Genomic DNA, 16,173 nt, shown 5'->3' with positions numbered 1-16,173 from the left:
TCGATCAGTCGCTCAGTCGATCCGTCGCTCAGTCGAGCGGGTCGAGGATGCGGTGGAGGAACTGGCGGGCGCGCTCGGTCTGCGGGCGCGTCAGCACCTCGTCCGGGGTGCCGCGCTCGACGATGACGCCGCCGTCCATGAAGAGCACCTGGTCCGCCACCTGCTGGGCGAAGCGGATCTCGTGGGTGACGACGACCATCGTCCAGCCTTGTGCCGCAAGGTCCTTCATGACCGTGAGCACCTCACCGACGAGTTCGGGGTCGAGCGCCGAGGTCGGCTCGTCGAAGAGCATGAGCTTCGGCCGGATCGCCAGGGCGCGGGCGATGCCCACGCGCTGTTGCTGGCCGCCGGACAGCTGGTACGGGTACGCGTCGGCCCGGTCCCCGAGCCCGACGACGCGGAGGAGCTCGCGTCCCTCGGCGTCGGCCTCAGCCCGGCTCCGCCGTTTTGCCAGCACGGGCCCCGACGTGACGTTCTCGAGGACGGTCAGGTGCGGGAAGAGGTGATGCGCCTGGAACACCATGCCGCTCTGAGCGCGGAGCGTCGCGACCTGGCCCTTCGTCACCGGCCGTCGCCCGAAATCCACCTCCACGTCACCGATGCGAACCGTGCCCGCGTCGGCCACGTCCAGCGCATTGAGCGACCGGAGGACCGTCGTCTTGCCGGAGCCTGACGGGCCGATGAGCACCGTGACGCTGCCCGGCGCCACCTCGAAGTCGATGGACCGGAGCACCGTGTGGTCCCCGAACGACTTCGCCAGGCCCGAGACGGACACGAGGGGTCGGCTTTTCGGCTGGGGGTCGATCGATAGCTCGCTCATGCGGCGACGTACCTGTTCTGTCGGTGCTCGAGGCGGGACTGGCCGAAGGAGAGCACGAGGCAGACGACCCAGTAATAGACGGCGGCGACGCCGTAGAGGGCGAAGAACTGGTACGTCGGCGCCGCCGCTTCCTGGGCCACGCGCAGCAGCTCGGTGACCTGGATGGTCGACGCGAGCGAGGTGTCCTTGACGAGCGAGATGAGGGTGTTGGACAACGGCGGCACGGCGGTGCGCGCCGCCTGCGGCAGGACGACTCGACTCAGGGTCGTGACGTAGCCCATCCCGACGGTCGAGGCCGCCTCCCACTGCCCCTTCGGCACGGAGAGGATCGCCGAGCGGATGACCTCCGCGGCGTACCCGCCGACGTTGAGGGTGAAGGCGAGGACCGCCGCGGGAAAGGGGTCGAACTGCACCCCGAGGGCGGGCAGGCCGTAGAAGATGATGAACAGCTGCAGCAGCAGGGGCGTGCCGCGGATCACCGAGATGTAGAAGCGGGCGATCCCCGACACGACGCGCACCCTGGACAGCCGCATGAGGGCGACCGCGAGGGCCACGACGAGGCCGAGGACGAAGCTGATGATCGTCAGCGGGATGGTCATGGTGACCGTGGCCCGCAGCAGCGGCCCCAGCGAGTCGAGGATGAGCTGGGTCGTCTGCTCGTTCACGACACCCACCTCGCCCGGTGTGTCGTGCCGGTCGAGCGCGTCGTGCCGGTCACGCGGTCGGCTTCACGGTGACGTCGCTGCCGAAGTACTTCTCGGACAGCTTCTTGAGCGTGCCGTCGGCCTTGAGGTCGCCGAGCGCCTTGTCGACCGCTGCGACGAGGTCGGAGCCCTTGCGGGTCGCGACGACCTGCTCGGAGACGTCGCCCGTCTTGCCGGAGATCTTGACGGTCTGGTCGCCCGTGGACTTCTGGTAGTCGAGGACGGCGAGGCTGTCGTTGACCGTGGCGTCGACGCGCGACTGCTTGAGCAGGGTGATGGCCTGGGTGAAGCCCTCGACCGACTCGACCTGGGCGCCGGCGTCCTTGGCGACCTTGGCCCAGTTGCTCGTCAGGCTCTGCGCGGACTTCTTGCCCTTGAGGGCAGCGAGAGAGGTGACCGACGAGTCGGTCGCGCGGGTCGCGATGACACCTTCGGACCACGTGTAGGTGGAGCTGAGGCCGTAGAGGCCGGCCCGCTCGGGGTTCTTCGTCACCTGGTTGACGACGACGTCGTAACGGTCGGCCGCGAGACCGGCGAAGATGGCGTCCCACGGGGTCTCGACGTACTCCACCTTGACGCCGAGCTTGTCGGCGACGGCCTTGGCGACCTCGACGTCGTAGCCGGTCAGGGCGTTCGTCTTCGGGTCGTGGAACGAGAACGGCGAGTACGTGCCCTCGGTGGCGACGCGCAGCACCCCGGCGCTCTTGACGGCCTGGAGGTCGGACCCGCCGCCCGACCCGCCGCTCGTGGTGCTGCACGCGGCGAGGACCGCGGCGACGAGCGCGGTGAACAGGACGGTGAGGACGGACCTCGAACGCATGGCGGTACTTCCTGGTGGATCGGCTGGATGGGGATGGACGGCCGTCAACCTATAAGCCCATCTTTGGATGGGCATAATCCAGTGTCGATCCGTCCATCGCGTGCCAACCGCTCAACGGCCGCCGGCATTCCCACCCGGCGTGTCGCTCGTGCCGCGCTCTCAGTCCTGCAGCGACCGCAGGTAGCCGACCAACGCCGCGCGGTCGGTGCCGAGGCTCTTGACGTCGTGCCCGAGTCGGGCCGTCGCCTCCCGGGCCGCCAGGGTGTAGGTCCGTCCCCCGGACGTGACGTGCACGGCGTCGAGGTTGGCCACGGTCCCGAGGAGCAGCGTGGCCGCGCCGCTGTAGTCCGTCGTCTCGAACGGCTTCGCCGGGTCGGTGACGGCGATCGTCACGGCATACGGCTGACTCGTCGTCCACAACGAGAGCGTGTAGGTGCCCGCGGGACCGAACCCGGCGTCGCCGACGAGCGCGATGACCTTGGAGTTGTCGCCGACGTATGCCGTCCGATGGGCCCACAGGGCCTGCGCGCGGGCGTCTGCCCCGACCGCCGCAGACGGTCCTGCGCCCGGGGCGTCCGGGTCGGCCGTGGTGCAGCCGGCCAGCGCGACCGCGCCGAGCACGAGGGCACCGAGGGTGCTGCGGACGGTGCGGGCCACGTGGACCACGGGCGAGCCTCCCTTCGCGGTGCCGGGACCGGCACGCTGCAGTGCACGGACGGAGGGCGCGCTCCTCCGGTTCCGGCCGACGGCCGCGGCGCCTCAGCCGATCCCGTGGTCGCGGGCCCACAGCGCAGCAGACGTGCGGTCGCCGACCCCGATCTGACGGAAGACGTTGCCCAGGTGCACCTTGACCGTGCGCTCGCTGATGCCGAGGGCGCGGGCGACCTGCTTGTTCGCCAGGCCGCGCGCGACGTGGGCGAGCACCTCGCGTTCGCGGTCGCTGAGCGCCGGGCCGGGCCGGCGCCGATCGGCCGATGGCAGCAGGGCCCGCGCGACGCGGGGGTCGAGCGGGGCGTGCCCGGCCGCCGCGGCTCGAACGGCGTCGAGGACGTCACCGGGCTCACTGTCCTTGAGCAGGTAGCCGATGGCGCCGGCCTCGACGGCGTCGCGCACCCGGTCGGCCTCGGCGAAGGACGTGAGCACGACGACGGGTGACGTGGCACCGAAGGCTCGGAGCCGTCGGATCGCCTCGATGCCGCCGACACCGGGCATCGACAGGTCCATGAGGACGACGTCAGGAGCCACCTCAGCGACGACCGTCACGGCCTCGGCGCCGTCGGCCGCCTCTCCGACGACGCGGAGGTCGCCGCTCGCGTCGATGATGGTGCGCAGCCCGGCGCGCACGAGCCGGTGGTCGTCCACGACGACGACGGTCGTCATCGGTCCCCCTCCACGGGTAGTGCCAGCTGCCATTGCGTGCCGAGCCCCGGCGCGGACCGGACCCGCAGGACGGCCCCGACGTCGGTCGCGAGGTCCGCGAGCACGCGTACGCCGAAGTGTCCCTCGGCCCGAGGCAGGCGTGCGGGGTCGAGGCCGACGCCGTCGTCCGTGACGCCCAGCACGACGGGGCGACGGGGATCGGACGGGTCGGCGGCGTCTGCGGCCGCGAGCCGGACGACGACGTGCCGCGCGTCCGCGTGGCGCACGACGTTGCGCAGGCACTCGCGGGCCACGCGGTGCGCCACCTGCTGAGCGGGCTCTCCGAGGCGAGCGGCCTGCGCCTCGTCGACGTCGACCACGACGTCGATGCCGCGGCCCGCGAGGGGCCGCGCGAGGTCGGCGACGGCAGCCGCGAGCCCGGCGTCGGCAAGCCGCTCCGGGTAGATGTCGACGAGGAGCGAGCGCAGGCTCGCGACGCTGGCGCGCACGGTCGAGGCAGCGTCCGTGACCGTCGAGGCGAGGCGGGCTCGCCCGTCCGCCCGAGCCGACTCGGCGGCGCCACTGACCGCGAGCGAGCTCGCGACGAGGTCCTGAACCGGTCCGTCGTGCAGGTCCGCGGCGATCCGCCGCCGCTCGCGGGCCGACGCCTCGACGGACGCCCGCAGCACGGACTCGCGCTGCGCCTGGGCGGCAGCGAGCCGGTCGAGCAGGCGCCAGATGATCGGGGCCATGAGGACGAGCAGGAGCAGCAGGCTGCTCGCGAGCACCCCCGCGAGGCCGCGCCAGAGGTCGAACGCCCGCGCGCTGACGGGCCCGTAGTCGCCGTAGACCTCGAAGAGCAGCTCGGAGCCCGACGGTGTCCAGACCGGGCGGTAGACCTCGAGCAGCTTGCCGCCGTAACGCTCGAACTCGTTCTCCGAGCGGTTCAGGTCGGACACCTCCGCACGGGTCTGGGGCTGTGCGAGGGTCGCCCGCTGGTCGTCTCCCAGCGTGAACTGCTGGCCGACGAGGCGTGCCTCGTCGGCGTAGACGATGCGACCGTCGGGCGCCCACAGCTTGACCCGGACGATGCCGTTGGGCAGCACCCGCTCGCGCACCACCTGGTCGAGCGTGTCGTAGGCCGCCGCGTCACCGCTGAGCAGGGCGTCCTGGAGGACGGGCTGCACCACGGCGAGCGCCAGCAGGTTCGTCGTGTGGGCCGCGTCGTTGACGGCCTCGCGCTCGGCGAGGCGGCTCGCCGCGAACGACGCGCCCACGAYGACGACGACGAACACGGCGAGCGCTGCGATCCCGAGCTGCACGACCATCCGGCGGCGGCTGGGCAGCGGTCGCGCGGGCGCCGGCGTGACGCCGTCGGCGAGCGTCCACCACGGGGGGAGGTCAGGATGGTCGTGGTGGTCACGCCCGCCGACGGCGCGCGGCGCCTCCGGGGACTGGGGTTCCCCGGAGCGCGCCGCCGTCACAGGCACCGGGACCGTGTCGGTGGTGCCTGTGCGGTCGGGGCGCCGGCTGGTCAGTGGTCGTCCCCGCCCGAGTCGTCGGAGCCGTGGCCACCCGATGTGTGCGAGCCGGACGACCGCGAGGACGTAGAGCCCGTCGTGACCACCCGGCCACCGTGGTCGTCGCCGGCCTCGGTCCGGGAGTCGCGCGGCCGGTCTCCGCCGTGGTCGTCGCCGGCCTCGGTCCGGGAGTCGCGCGGACGGTCACCGCCGTGGTCGTCGCCGGCCTCGGTGGTGCGGGTGGCCGTGGGCGTGGCCACCGGCGTGCCTGTGTGGGGATTGTCGTCACCGGCCTCGGGGACGACCTGGGCGGACGCAGGCACCCGGGCCGGGACGCTCTGGGCGAAGGAGCTGTTGCCGACGAGGCCGAGGATGGCCGGCACGAGGGCGGCGACCGCGGCTGCGGCGATGGTGAGGCGTCTCATCAGGATGGACCTTTCACGGTGAGGTGGGCGGGTCAGCGGATGCTGTGGGTCCACCGTGCGGCCTCGGGACGGGCAGGCACCATCGGGCTTTGGTCCTAGTACCTGTCCCCCATGACGTCGCAGCGCCGTCGACGGTTCACCACGACTCCACCCGTTGCGACCCCTACCGCCCCCGCTCAGAGCTCCTTCGCCCACTCCCGCATCCATCCGGTGACGGCGAAGCCGATCCGCTCGTTGATGCGATCTCCTTGACCTGCAGGCTCATTCGGTTGCATCCCTGACCTTCTGCCACTCCCGGCTGTAGCCGTCGACGGTGTAGCCGAGCCGCCGGTTGACCGCGAGCATGTGCACGTTGGAGGCGGCGTTCCAGGTGCGGACCGCCGTCACTCCCGGCAGCTCGTCCATGACCCGCAGGGCGTTCGCCGCCTTGAGGCGAAGCCCGAGTCCGTGCCCACGGTGCTCGGTCAGCACGAGGGTGTCCTGCTGGTAGGCCAGCTCCGGCTCGCTCGCGGAGACCGACACCTGGGTGAAACCGACGATGCGCCCGCTGGGCACGTGCCGGGCGACGGTCTCGACGATCCGCCGGCCGGCGGACCGCAGGCGCTCCTGCTGCTCCCGGAGGCGGATCGCGTCCCAGGCCTCCTCCTCGAGGGCGAGGTCGTCCGTGGGGGCGTCCGTGCTCATCCGCTGCTGCAGGACGGCCCGGTCGTCGAGCCACTCCGTCGGCATGTCGTCGACGTAGCCCTCGAGCGCGTAGCCGTCGGGGCCCTCCCCGGCCATGAGCGCCGCGAGCGCCGCGCGGTCTGCGGGCAGCGCCATCTCGCTGCGCAGCACGGTCATCCCGACGGTGTAGCCGCGGGTCGTGGCGAAGCTCTCCGAGGCGTCCTGCCCGTCCCCGGCCCACTCCGTCTCGGCGAAGAAGACCGAGCGACCGTTCTCGATCCCGATCCGCTCGGCCGCGGCGAGCAGCGCCGAGCCGATGCCCTGCCCCCGCGCCTCGGCTCGCACCGAGAGCCACAGCATCGCCGCACCGGTGTTGTCGAGCAGCGGCAGCTGGACCTCCAGGGCACCCACCACGCGGTTCCCGGCCCAGGCGGCGAGGTCGACGCGCTTCTTCGTGCCCGTGCGATGCAGCGCCTGCAGCTCCTCGAGCGGCCACTCGCTCCCCCGGTCACCGAAGAGCTCTCGCTGGATCGAGGCATGCACACCGATCCACTCCCGAGCGGCACCGTCCTGGTCCGGGTCGAGCACGTCGATGGGTCGGATCTCGAAGTCGTCGTCCACGGGGCCAGATTCTGTCGGCCCGCCCACCCGGGGGGCGAGCGAATTGTCGGAGCCCGCCACACGGCATACGCAATCAGTCAGGCATACGGGAGCGGGCGCGGACGTTACAGGGACGTAAGACGCTCCCGGCAGCAAGGATGTGACACTGGCATGGTGTTCGGATTCGGTAGGAAGTCCCAGATGCCCAGCCGCGAGGAAGCCCTCTCGGGCCGCGCGGAACGCCCGTTCGCCGTGAATCCCACCCACGTCGTGCTCGGCACGCCGATCGAGGGCCCGTGGCCCGACGGCTCCGAGGTGCTTTACGTCGCGATGGGGTGCTTCTGGGGGGTCGAGCGGATCTTCTGGAAGCAGGACGGCGTCGTCTCGACCGCGGCCGGCTACATGGGCGGCTACACACCCAACCCGACCTACGAGGAGACGTGCACCGGCCTCACCGGACACGCCGAGACGGTCCGCGTCGTCTACGACCCCACCCGGACGAGCCCCGAGCTGCTGCTCAAGGCGTTCTGGGAGAACCACGACCCGACGACGGCGAACCGGCAGGGCAACGACATCGGCACCGCCTACCGATCGGCCATCTACTGGACGACCGAGGGGCAGCGGCTCGCGGCCGAGTCCACCAAGGAGTCGTTCCAGAAGGTGCTCGACGACAACGGCTACGGGCAGATCTCGACCGAGATCCGCTCCGCCGACGACGCCGGCCCCTTCTACCTCGCCGAGGACTACCACCAGGGCTACCTGCACAAGAACCCCGGCGGCTACTGCAACCACGGGCCCAACGGCATGACGTGCCCGGTCGGCATCGTGCGCCAGGACCAGCTGCCTGCGCAGCAGGACATCGCGCCGCCCGCCTGACCCCGCTCGCTCCACGAGAGGATGCGCCCACCCGCTCGGGGCGGGCGCATCCGCGTCGTCTGGCCGACCCAGCACCGGTCCGGTCGCCGTGCGTCCGGAGCCCGTGCGACCGCCGAGGGTGACAGGATGCCGCCATGGCCGACAAGAGCTTCCACCTCAGCCGCGAGACGACGATCGCCGCTCCGCCGGAGCGCGTGCACGCCCTCGTCAACGACTTCCACGAGTGGCAGGCGTGGTCACCGTGGGAGGGCATCGACCCCGCGATGGAGCGCACCTACACCGGCTCCCCGACCGGCGTCGGCGCCGTCTATGCCTGGCGCGGCAACAGCAAGGCCGGCGAGGGCCGCATGGAGATCCTCGAGTCAGAGCGGCAGCACGTCGCGGTCGACCTCCACTTCGCCGCGCCGATGAAGGCGCACAACCGGGTCGACTTCACGCTGACACCCGCCGGTGACGGCACCCACGTCGAGTGGACCATGACCGGACCGCAGAACGTCGTCATGCGCCTCATGAGCAAGGTCTGGTCGATGGAGAAGATCGTGGGGCCCGACTTCGAGAAGGGGCTCGCCCAGCTCAAGCGCACCGCCGAGAACCCATGAGCCCGTTGGTGATCCGGCCCGCGACCCGTGACGACGTCGCGGCGGTCGTGGCGCTGCTCGCCGACGATCCGCTCGGCGCGGCCCGCGAGGACCTCGACGACCCGGTGACGTACGACGCGGCATACGACCGCGTCGTGGCCGATCCGGGACAGCACCTCGTGGTCGCCGAGCGCGAGGGGACGGTCGTGGGGACCCTCCAGCTCAGCGTCATCCCCGGGCTGTCCCGACGCGGCGCGACCCGCTCGATCATCGAGGGTGTCCGCATCGCCCGGGACGAACGCGGGTCGGGTCTCGGGACCGAGCTGGTCACCTGGGCGGTCGACGAGTCGCGGCGGCTCGGCGCCACGCTCGTCCAGCTCACGAGCGACGCCAGCCGCACCGACGCGCGGCGCTTCTACGAGCGGCTCGGCTTCACGGCCTCGCACGTCGGCTTCAAGCTGCAGCTCGACGAGTGACTGACCCCGCGGGCGCTGCCCACGGGGTCGGTCGTGCGGTCGCGCTGCCGCTCAGAAGATGCGGACCCGCTGGTCCTCGTCGAGCCACATCGCGTCATCGGGCTTGACGCCGAACGCGTCGTGGAACTCCGTCACGTTGCGCACGGCGTTGCCCCGCACGTCCTGCGGGGAGTGCGGGTCGACGGCGAGCAGCCGGATCGCCTCGGCCTCGCGGGCCTTGCCCTTCCAGACCTGGGCCCACCCGATGAAGAACCGCTGAGGTCCTGTGAAGCCGTCGAGCTCGGGCATCTCGCCGTCCTCGGTGGCGATGCGGTAGGCCGAGTAGCCGATCTGCAGGCCACCGAGGTCGCCGATGTTCTCGCCGACCGTCAGGCCGCCGTTGACCTTGTGGTCCTCGGAGAGCCCGGCCGGGGTGTACTGGCCGAACTGCTCGATGAGCCGCTGGGACAGCGCGTCGAACCGCTCGCGGTCGGCCGAGGTCCACCAGTCACGCAGTGCCCCCGTGCCGTCGTAGCGCGAGCCCTGGTCGTCGAAGCCGTGCCCGAGCTCGTGACCGATGACGGCGCCGATACCGCCGTAGTTGACGGCGTCGTCGGCCTCGAGGTCGAAGAACGGCGGCTGCAGGATCGCGGCCGGGAAGACGATCTCGTTCATCGACGGCATGTAGTAGGCGTTGACCGTCTGGGGCAGCATGAACCACTCGGTGCGGTCGATCGGCTGGCCGATCTTCGCGAGGTTGCGGTCGACCTCGAACGCCGTGCTGCGCCGGACGTTGCCGACGAGATCGGTTGGGTCGATCTCGATGCTGGAGTAGTCACGCCACACGTCGGGGTAGCCGATCTTCGGCGTGAACGCGTCGAGCTTGTCGATCGCCTGCGCACGCGTGTCAGGCCCCATCCACTCGAGCGAGGAGAAGGACCGGCGGAAGGCCTCGACGAGGTTGCCGACGAGCTCCTGCATGCGGGCCTTGGCTGCCGGCGGGAACCACCGCTCGGCGTAGAGCTGCCCGACTGCCTCTCCGACGCAGGCCTCCACGACGGACACACCACGCTTCCACCGTTCCTTGTTCTCCGGCTGGCCCGAGAGCGTGCGGCCCTGGAAGTCGAAGTCCTCGTCCACGAACGACTGCGGCAGCAGCGAGGCGAACTCCGAGAGCACGTGCCACGTCAGCCACGAGCGCCAGTCGGCGACGTCCACCGACTCGAGCGCCGCGCCGAGACCGGTGACGAAGCTCGGCTGGCGGACGACGACCTTGTCGAACGAACCCGCCGGCGCGCCGAGCCCGGACAGCCAAGCGTGCCAAGGGAACTGGGGCGCGAGCACCATGACCTCGTCGATGGTGTGCGCGTTGTAGGTCTTGATCGCGTCGCGGTTGGCCACCGTGTCCCAGTGCGACGCCGCGAGAAGCGTCTCGAGCGTCATGATGCGGGTGGCCTTGGCCTCGGCGTCCGGGATGCCGGCGAGGCCGAGCAGCCGGCCGATGTGGGCGACGTAGGCCGTCCGGATGTCGGCGTACTTCTCCTCGCGGTAGTAGGACTCGTCGGGAAGTCCGAGCCCGCCCTGCTCGAGGTAGACGACGTAGTCCTCCGGCGAGCGCTCGTCGGGTGACACGAAGTGCTGCAGGACCCCGACCACGCCGTCGCGCGCGAGCCGGCCGAGGGCCCTTCCGAGCGACTCGATGCTGTCGACGGCCGCGACCTCCGACATCACGGCCTGCAGCGGAGCGAGCCCGAGCTCCTCGATCCGGTCGGTGTCGGTGAAGCTCGCGTAGAGGTCACCGACCTGCCGCTTGGGAGTGCCCGGCGCGCCCTCCTCGGCGCGTGCCGCCTCCTCGATGAGGTCGCGGACCCGTGCCGTCGACTCCTCGCGCAGGATGTCGAAGGTGCCGAAGCGGGCTCGGTCGTCCGGGATCTCCGTCGTGTCGAGCCAGGTGCCGTTGACGAACCTGAAGAGGTCGTCCTGGGGCCGGGTCGACCGGTCGAGGGCCTCGAGGCTGATGCCGGACTTTCTGAGCACGTTCTCTCCCCACTGCAAGTGCCGGACCTGACCGGCGGGCGTACGCCGAGCCTAGTCAGGGGCACCGACCGTCGTGCGGGGACGGCCCGAGCACGTATGCCGTGGGGCGCGCCCCCGGGCTCAGCGGCGCAGCCGGCCCGCCACGACACCCGCGAGCCCGACGAGGAGCAGCATGCCGCCGAGCGCACCGATCATCATCGGCCCGACCATCCGGACGCTGAGGTCCGCGTCGGTGAGGTTGGCCACGAGGACGTAGGCCGCCACGAGCATCGACAGCAGACCGAGCATGATCGACCCCGGCCGCGGACCCTTGCGGACCGTGACGAGCACCGGGCGCGGGGCAGGCTGCGGGGCCGGCTGGGGGGACGCCTGGGGCAGGACGGGCGCCGGCCACGTGGGGTCGGGCTGTGACCCGGGCGGAGACAGGTGCGGCAGCCGCGCCTCCTCGGCGATCGCGTCGTCGGGCACGGGGCTCGCAGGCTGGACCTGGAAGGGCGTCGCGGCCGGGAGCGCCTGCGTCGTCATGGCGGGGATCGTCGTCGTCTCCTCCGGGTCTACCGCCGGGTCGACCGCCGGGTCGACCGCCGGGTCGACCGCCGGGTCCGCTGTCGGGTCGCGGAACTCCACCGTGGGGTCGGGGGTGTCGTTGCTGCTCATGTCTCTCGTCTCCGCTGCGCGCTTCGTCGGTTCGGTCGGGTCGGTCGGGCCGGTCGGGCCGGTCGGGTCGGTCGGGTCGGTCGGGTCGGTCGGGTCGGTCGTCGGGCCGGTCATGACGCGCTCCTCGTCGTGATCTTGATCTGGCCGACGCCGACCTCGGCGTTGACGACGATCGCCGGGCGCGACGCGGACGGCCCGAACGTCACCTGCTGCTGCCAGCCGGTGCCGTCGTACTGGAGCTGGTCGGGTCCCAGGCGACGCATCCCCTCACCGACGACCGACGGACCGGTCGCGAGGATCTCCCCTGCACGCGCCTTCGCATTGACGACGACCGGGACCCCTTCCGGGACGACGAGATCGAGCTCGCCCACACCCATCGTGGCCGTGACGGTGTCCTGTCCGGGAGTCGCATTCCAGTCCGAGCGGCTGAGGTCGACCCTCATCTGTCCGATCGCGAGCTCGAACGCTGGTGCCGGTGTCATCGACGTGACCGTGTAGCTGCGGTCGCCCGCCTGCCAGGGCTGGGAGAGGCCGACCGGGGCCGCGGTCGTGGCGGCCGCTGCGATCATCCCGGTCACGGCGAAGAACGCGAGGCCTCCCGACCGCCGGCCGGCGATCCCGGCGACGAGGATGCCGAGGCCGAGGATGCCGAGGCCCGAGGCGATCCCGATGGCCACGTGGTGGCCCGACCAGCCTGCAGCCTGGGCGATCGTCGACATGACGACACCGGTGACGATGGCGAGGCCGAGGACGAGGAGCCCGCCGGCGAAGCCGATCGAGGGGGTCCGCTCCCGCACCGGGGTCGGGGCCGGCGGACGTGGTGCCGCCAGGGTGGCGCCGACGTTGGCCGCCGCATTGCCGGTCGAGCCGTATGCCGTGGCCGGGGCAGTCGCCGGGCCGGGGTGCGGGGACGCCGCGCCGGCAGCGGGCGGGGTGAGCGGCTCACCGGTCACCGGGTCGAGACCGGTGCTCGCCCCGGGCGTGGTGGCGCCCTGGTTCTTCCACGGTGCCTGCGCCATGAGCTCGCGGCCGGTGCCGGTGCGCGTGAGGAACCACCAGGCCCCGACGACGAGGAGCGCGAAGCCGAAGAAGCGGAAGCCGCGGGTGTCCCCTCCCCACCAGGGACCGCCGCCGAGGACGGCCATCACCGTGACGACGAGCAGGAAGATCGAGCTGCCCTCACCGTGCTTGAGAGCTCGCTCGATGTGGATCTCTCCGCGCTCGTCGGGCATGAGCAGCCACAGCACGAGGTAGAGGGCGAGCCCCATCCCGAAGAAGATCGAGAAGAGGATGAAACCTGCTCGCACGACGAGCGGGTCGACACCGAGCCACCGGGCCACGCCCGCGGCCACACCGGCGAACCACCGACCGTTCGACTGGCGAACGATCCCCGGGCGCCGCAGGGCGGTGTAGAAACCGTCCAGGCCGTGTCCCTGCCCGTGTCCCTGCCCGTGTCCCTGCCCCTGGCTGGGGGCGTCATTGCTTTTCGTCATGCCATCAGACTGGCTCGCCCGCTCTCCCCCGACCATGAGGGTCGACCCTGAGCGCACCCTGACGCGACCCCCAAAGAGTGCGCGGATGGTCGCCCAGACCCACCGGGGTGGGTCAGGATGGGACGGTGCAGACGGCATACGAGAACGGAACCGGCCCCGCGCGTCCCGCGGGAGCCTCGTGGCGGACGACGCCGCGGCCACCGCTCGTGCGCCAGCGACAGGGCAAGGTCGTCGCCGGGGTCGCCGCAGGGCTGGCCGCCCACCTGGGAATCCCGGTCGTCGCGGTCCGCGTCGCGCTCGTGCTGACGACCATTCCCTTCGGCGCCGGCCTGGCGGTCTACGTCTTCCTGTGGGCGACCATGCGCGAGGTCGGCGACGTCGACCCCGCGATCACGGCAGGCACGGCGGGCACGACAGGCACGGCAACATCGACGCCGACGACCGGCTCCCGGCACCACGTCGACCTTGCGGGCCTGCGCACCTGGCTGCGCAGCGGCAACCAGGCCGTGCTCCTCACCCTCCTCGGCGTCGCGGCCATCGCCGTCGCCGGTGCCCTGTGGTTCGGCAGCGCCGGACTCGACGTGCACCCCGAGGTGATCCTGCCCGTCGTCGCGATCGTCATCGGGGCGATCTTCTTCTGGTCCCAGCTCGACGACACCGACACCCTCGGCACGCGTCGCCCGGTCCGCTGGATCTGGCTCGTCGTCGGTCTCGGCCTCACCATCCTCGGGCTCGTCGGCCTGCTCGTGCAGGGCACCAACCTCACCGAGCTGTGGCAGGTCGCCGGAGCCGTGCTCGCCGCCCTCGTCGGCGTCGTCGTCCTGTCGGCGCCGTGGATCCTGCGCCTCTGGAGCAACCTGCGCCTCGAGCAGGCCGCCCGCATCCGCGCCACCGAGCGCGCCGACATCGCCGCCCACCTGCACGACTCGGTGCTGCAGACCCTGGCGCTGATCCAACGGCAGTCGGGCGACGCCGCGACCGTCGCCCGCCTCGCCCGCGCGCAGGAGCGCCAGCTGCGCAGCTACCTCTACGACGAGGACGCGCGCGCCGGCACGCTCGGCGCCGCCCTCACCGCCGCGATGGGCGAGGTCGAGGACCTCCACGGAGTGCCGGTGCAGCTCGTCGTCACCGGCGACCGGCCGATGGACGCGCACCTCGACGCGCTCGTCAAGGCCGTCCGCGAGGCGACGTGGAACGCCGTGCGCCACGCGAGCCCGCCCGTCAGCACCTACGTCGAGGTCGGCCCCGACGCCGTCGAGGCGTTCGTGCGCGACCACGGCGCGGGCTTCGACCTCGACAAGGTCCCCGACGACCGCGCCGGCGTGCGTGAGTCGATCATCGGGCGCATGGAGCGCCACGGCGGCACGGCCCGCATCCGGCGGCGCGCCGACGGCACGGAGGTCGAGCTGCGCCTGCCTGTGGGCCAGCACACCGAGACCGAGCCGCCTTCGCCCGCAGCACCGCCCGCCGCATCCCCCACTCCCGCCACCCAGAGCACCACGGCCGCCGGCACGCCGGACCCCCAGACCCAGGAGCAGGCTCCATGACCGACCCGCGGACCATCCGCATCGTCATCGTCGACGACCACCACATGTTCCGCACCGGCGTGCGCGCCGAGCTGACCTCCCTCGCGGCGACGCCGCGACCCGGCGCGTTCACGCTCGAGATCGCCGGTGAGGCCGGTGCGGTCGAGTCGGCCGTGCAGGTCATCAAGGAGCAGCAGCCCGACGTCGTGCTCCTCGACGTCCACCTGCCCGGCGGCGACGGGCACGGCGGCGCCGACGTCATCCGTGCGTGCGCCGGCGTCCAGTCGAGGGCTGCGGTGCCGGTGCGCTTCCTCGCCCTCTCGGTGTCCGACGCCGCCGAGGACGTCATCGCCGTCATCCGGGCCGGCGCCCGCGGCTACGTCACCAAGACGATCAACGCCGAGGAGCTGCTCACCGCGATCGGGCGGGTGGCCGACGGCGACGCCGTCTTCAGCCCGCGCCTCGCCGGTTTCGTCCTCGATGCGTTCGGCGCGGCCGCCGGCGAGGTCGCCGAGATCGACGAGGAGCTCGACCGGCTCTCGGCACGGGAGCGGGAGGTGATGCGCCTCATCGCCCGCGGCTACCAGTACAAGGAGGTTGCGAAGGAGCTCTTCATCTCCGTCAAGACAGTCGAGACGCACGTCAGCTCGGTGCTGCGCAAGCTCCAGCTCAGCAGCCGGCACGAGCTGACCGCCTGGGCGATGGGCCGCCGCCTCCTCTGACACCCCGCTCCCCTGCGGTTCGATGTATTCGCGCGACGCAGAGGCCGCGCCCATACATCGAACCGGCGGCTCAGGCGGAGCTGGCGAGGAAGCGGCGCAGGGCCGTCACGATGATCTCGGGGGCGTCGGTGTGCACCCAGTGGCCGGCGCCCTTGATCGTGAAGAGCCGCGTCCGCGGGAAGTGCCGGCGCATGCGGTCGCCGTCCTCGCGCTTGACGTAGCGCGAGTCGCCGCCGGCGACCCACAGCACCGGGCCTTCGTATGCCGGGAGCTCGTCCACGGCATCCGGCCAGTCCGCGATCCGTGAGTCCACCCCGAGCGCCGCGTCGCCGGCGATGAGGTCGAGGTTGACCTGCCAGCGCCACGACTGGCCGTCCCGTCGCAGGTTCTGCAGCAGGAACGCCTTGACGCCGGGGTCCGGCTCGGTGAAGCGGGCCTCCGCGTCGCCGCGGCTCGTCACCTCACCCAGGGGCAGACTCTGCATCTCGCGGATGTAGCCCTCGAACCGCTCGAGGGAGCCGTAGCCCTTGGGAGCGATGTCGACGACGACGAGCCGGTCGACGAGCTCCGGGTGGCGCAGGGCAAGCACCATCGCGACCTTGCCGCCGAGCGAGTGACCGACGACCGCCCACCGTTCCCCCTCACCGGCGGCGCGCAGCGTGCCGGCCACGGCGTCGGCGTACGCGTCGAGCGAGAACTCCTGGGACCACGGCGACCGGCCGTGGTCGGGGAGGTCGACGAGCAGGCAGCGCGCGTCCGTGCCGTCCGGGCCGCTGACGGCCTTGGCGATCTGGTTCCAGTTGCGTCCCTGGCCGAAGAGGCCGTGCAGAAAGGCGATGCGCGGGCCTGCGGTGCCGACGGACAGGGTGCTGAGCGAAGCCTGGTCGGGAGCCGAGGTCATGACCCGGAGCCTACGCG

General features: G+C 71.9%; 17 protein-coding genes. 5 read left to right on the top strand and 12 right to left on the bottom strand.

All coding sequences use genetic code 11. From position 1 onward, the window contains the following. Positions 1-28 precede the first annotated feature (28 nt). The 8 genes from AB4030_RS03345 to AB4030_RS03310 all read right to left on the bottom strand — a co-directional run bounded on the left by AB4030_RS03345 (position 29) and on the right by AB4030_RS03310 (position 6,932). On the bottom strand, positions 29-820 hold the full coding sequence (locus AB4030_RS03345; protein WP_442277766.1) for an amino acid ABC transporter ATP-binding protein: 792 nt from the start codon (positions 818-820) through the stop codon (positions 29-31). After that, a complete protein-coding gene (locus AB4030_RS03340; RefSeq protein WP_442277765.1) occupies positions 817-1,485 on the bottom strand; it encodes an amino acid ABC transporter permease in 669 nt (222 codons plus the stop codon). Before AB4030_RS03340 ends, AB4030_RS03345 begins: the two co-directional genes overlap by 4 nt. A gap of 49 nt (positions 1,486-1,534) precedes the next feature. Further along, positions 1,535-2,344, bottom strand: coding sequence for an amino acid ABC transporter substrate-binding protein (locus AB4030_RS03335; RefSeq protein ID WP_442277764.1), 810 nt, complete (start codon positions 2,342-2,344; stop codon positions 1,535-1,537). 159 nt (positions 2,345-2,503) lie between these two features. Next, complete coding sequence (locus AB4030_RS03330) at positions 2,504-3,010, bottom strand: DUF4825 domain-containing protein (RefSeq protein WP_442277763.1); 507 nt, start codon at positions 3,008-3,010, stop codon at positions 2,504-2,506. Positions 3,011-3,103: 93 nt separating this feature from the next. After that, a complete protein-coding gene (locus AB4030_RS03325; RefSeq protein ID WP_442277762.1) occupies positions 3,104-3,724 on the bottom strand; it encodes a response regulator in 621 nt (206 codons plus the stop codon). Continuing rightward, positions 3,721-5,193 carry a sensor histidine kinase gene (locus AB4030_RS03320; RefSeq protein WP_442277761.1) on the bottom strand — a complete coding sequence of 491 codons (1,473 nt, stop codon included), beginning with the start codon at positions 5,191-5,193 and terminating at the stop codon, positions 3,721-3,723. Before AB4030_RS03320 ends, AB4030_RS03325 begins: the two co-directional genes overlap by 4 nt. A 44-nt stretch (positions 5,194-5,237) precedes the next feature. Continuing rightward, complete coding sequence (locus AB4030_RS03315; RefSeq protein ID WP_442277760.1) at positions 5,238-5,648, bottom strand: hypothetical protein; 411 nt, start codon at positions 5,646-5,648, stop codon at positions 5,238-5,240. Between the two features lie 261 nt (positions 5,649-5,909). After that, positions 5,910-6,932 carry a GNAT family N-acetyltransferase gene (locus AB4030_RS03310; protein WP_442277759.1) on the bottom strand — a complete coding sequence of 341 codons (1,023 nt, stop codon included), beginning with the start codon at positions 6,930-6,932 and terminating at the stop codon, positions 5,910-5,912. A 180-nt stretch (positions 6,933-7,112) separates the two neighbouring features. Between AB4030_RS03310 and msrA the strand changes: the two genes are divergently transcribed. From msrA to AB4030_RS03295, 3 genes are all read left to right on the top strand, one after another. Then, complete coding sequence (gene msrA, locus AB4030_RS03305; RefSeq protein ID WP_442277758.1) at positions 7,113-7,787, top strand: peptide-methionine (S)-S-oxide reductase MsrA; 675 nt, start codon at positions 7,113-7,115, stop codon at positions 7,785-7,787. Between the two features lie 134 nt (positions 7,788-7,921). Next, entirely contained in the window at positions 7,922-8,386 is a 465-nt protein-coding gene (locus tag AB4030_RS03300; protein WP_442277757.1) for an SRPBCC family protein, read from the top strand. Continuing rightward, entirely contained in the window at positions 8,383-8,841 is a 459-nt protein-coding gene (locus AB4030_RS03295) for a GNAT family N-acetyltransferase (RefSeq protein ID WP_442277756.1), read from the top strand. Before AB4030_RS03300 ends, AB4030_RS03295 begins: the two co-directional genes overlap by 4 nt. Before the next feature lie 51 nt (positions 8,842-8,892). Here AB4030_RS03295 and AB4030_RS03290 read toward each other — a convergent pair whose 3' ends face one another. From AB4030_RS03290 to AB4030_RS03280, 3 genes are all read right to left on the bottom strand, one after another. Next, positions 8,893-10,857, bottom strand: coding sequence for a M13 family metallopeptidase (locus AB4030_RS03290; protein ID WP_442277755.1), 1,965 nt, complete (start codon positions 10,855-10,857; stop codon positions 8,893-8,895). A gap of 120 nt (positions 10,858-10,977) precedes the next feature. Beyond that, positions 10,978-11,628 (bottom strand): hypothetical protein, encoded by a 651-nt coding sequence (locus AB4030_RS03285; protein WP_442277754.1) that lies wholly within the window; start codon positions 11,626-11,628, stop codon positions 10,978-10,980. Next, positions 11,625-13,007, bottom strand: coding sequence for a PspC domain-containing protein (locus AB4030_RS03280; protein WP_442277753.1), 1,383 nt, complete (start codon positions 13,005-13,007; stop codon positions 11,625-11,627). Before AB4030_RS03280 ends, AB4030_RS03285 begins: the two co-directional genes overlap by 4 nt. 125 nt (positions 13,008-13,132) lie before the next feature. On the opposite strand from AB4030_RS03280, the gene AB4030_RS03275 reads away from it, so the two are divergent. Both AB4030_RS03275 and AB4030_RS03270 read left to right on the top strand, forming a co-directional pair. Then, a complete protein-coding gene (locus AB4030_RS03275) occupies positions 13,133-14,554 on the top strand; it encodes a sensor histidine kinase (RefSeq protein WP_442277752.1) in 1,422 nt (473 codons plus the stop codon). Beyond that, positions 14,551-15,255: a LuxR C-terminal-related transcriptional regulator gene (locus AB4030_RS03270; RefSeq protein ID WP_442277751.1), complete on the top strand. Its 705-nt coding sequence runs from the start codon at positions 14,551-14,553 to the stop codon at positions 15,253-15,255. The genes AB4030_RS03275 and AB4030_RS03270 overlap by 4 nt, the downstream gene beginning before the upstream one ends. A 70-nt stretch (positions 15,256-15,325) precedes the next feature. Here AB4030_RS03270 and AB4030_RS03265 read toward each other — a convergent pair whose 3' ends face one another. Continuing rightward, entirely contained in the window at positions 15,326-16,156 is an 831-nt protein-coding gene (locus AB4030_RS03265; RefSeq protein WP_442277750.1) for an alpha/beta fold hydrolase, read from the bottom strand. Positions 16,157-16,173: the final 17 nt, after the last annotated feature.

This window comes from Terrabacter sp. 2YAF2 (assembly GCF_052114705.1).
Taxonomy (GTDB): domain Bacteria; phylum Actinomycetota; class Actinomycetes; order Actinomycetales; family Dermatophilaceae; genus Terrabacter.
The sequence above is the reverse complement of the archived record's forward strand: the minus strand, read 5'-3'. Positions and strand labels throughout refer to the sequence as shown.

Coding starts and splice junctions, on each gene's coding strand:
- AB4030_RS03345 (WP_442277766.1), bottom strand. CDS start 820: ATGAGCGAGCTATCGATCGACCCCCAGCCGAAAAGCCGACCCCTCGTG.
- AB4030_RS03335 (WP_442277764.1), bottom strand. CDS start 2,344: ATGCGTTCGAGGTCCGTCCTCACCGTCCTGTTCACCGCGCTCGTCGCC.
- AB4030_RS03325 (WP_442277762.1), bottom strand. CDS start 3,724: ATGACGACCGTCGTCGTCGTGGACGACCACCGGCTCGTGCGCGCCGGG.
- AB4030_RS03315 (WP_442277760.1), bottom strand. CDS start 5,648: ATGAGACGCCTCACCATCGCCGCAGCCGCGGTCGCCGCCCTCGTGCCG.
- msrA (WP_442277758.1), top strand. CDS start 7,113: ATGCCCAGCCGCGAGGAAGCCCTCTCGGGCCGCGCGGAACGCCCGTTC.
- AB4030_RS03300 (WP_442277757.1), top strand. CDS start 7,922: ATGGCCGACAAGAGCTTCCACCTCAGCCGCGAGACGACGATCGCCGCT.
- AB4030_RS03295 (WP_442277756.1), top strand. CDS start 8,383: ATGAGCCCGTTGGTGATCCGGCCCGCGACCCGTGACGACGTCGCGGCG.
- AB4030_RS03285 (WP_442277754.1), bottom strand. CDS start 11,628: ATGACCGGCCCGACGACCGACCCGACCGACCCGACCGACCCGACCGAC.
- AB4030_RS03280 (WP_442277753.1), bottom strand. CDS start 13,007: ATGACGAAAAGCAATGACGCCCCCAGCCAGGGGCAGGGACACGGGCAG.
- AB4030_RS03270 (WP_442277751.1), top strand. CDS start 14,551: ATGACCGACCCGCGGACCATCCGCATCGTCATCGTCGACGACCACCAC.
- AB4030_RS03265 (WP_442277750.1), bottom strand. CDS start 16,156: ATGACCTCGGCTCCCGACCAGGCTTCGCTCAGCACCCTGTCCGTCGGC.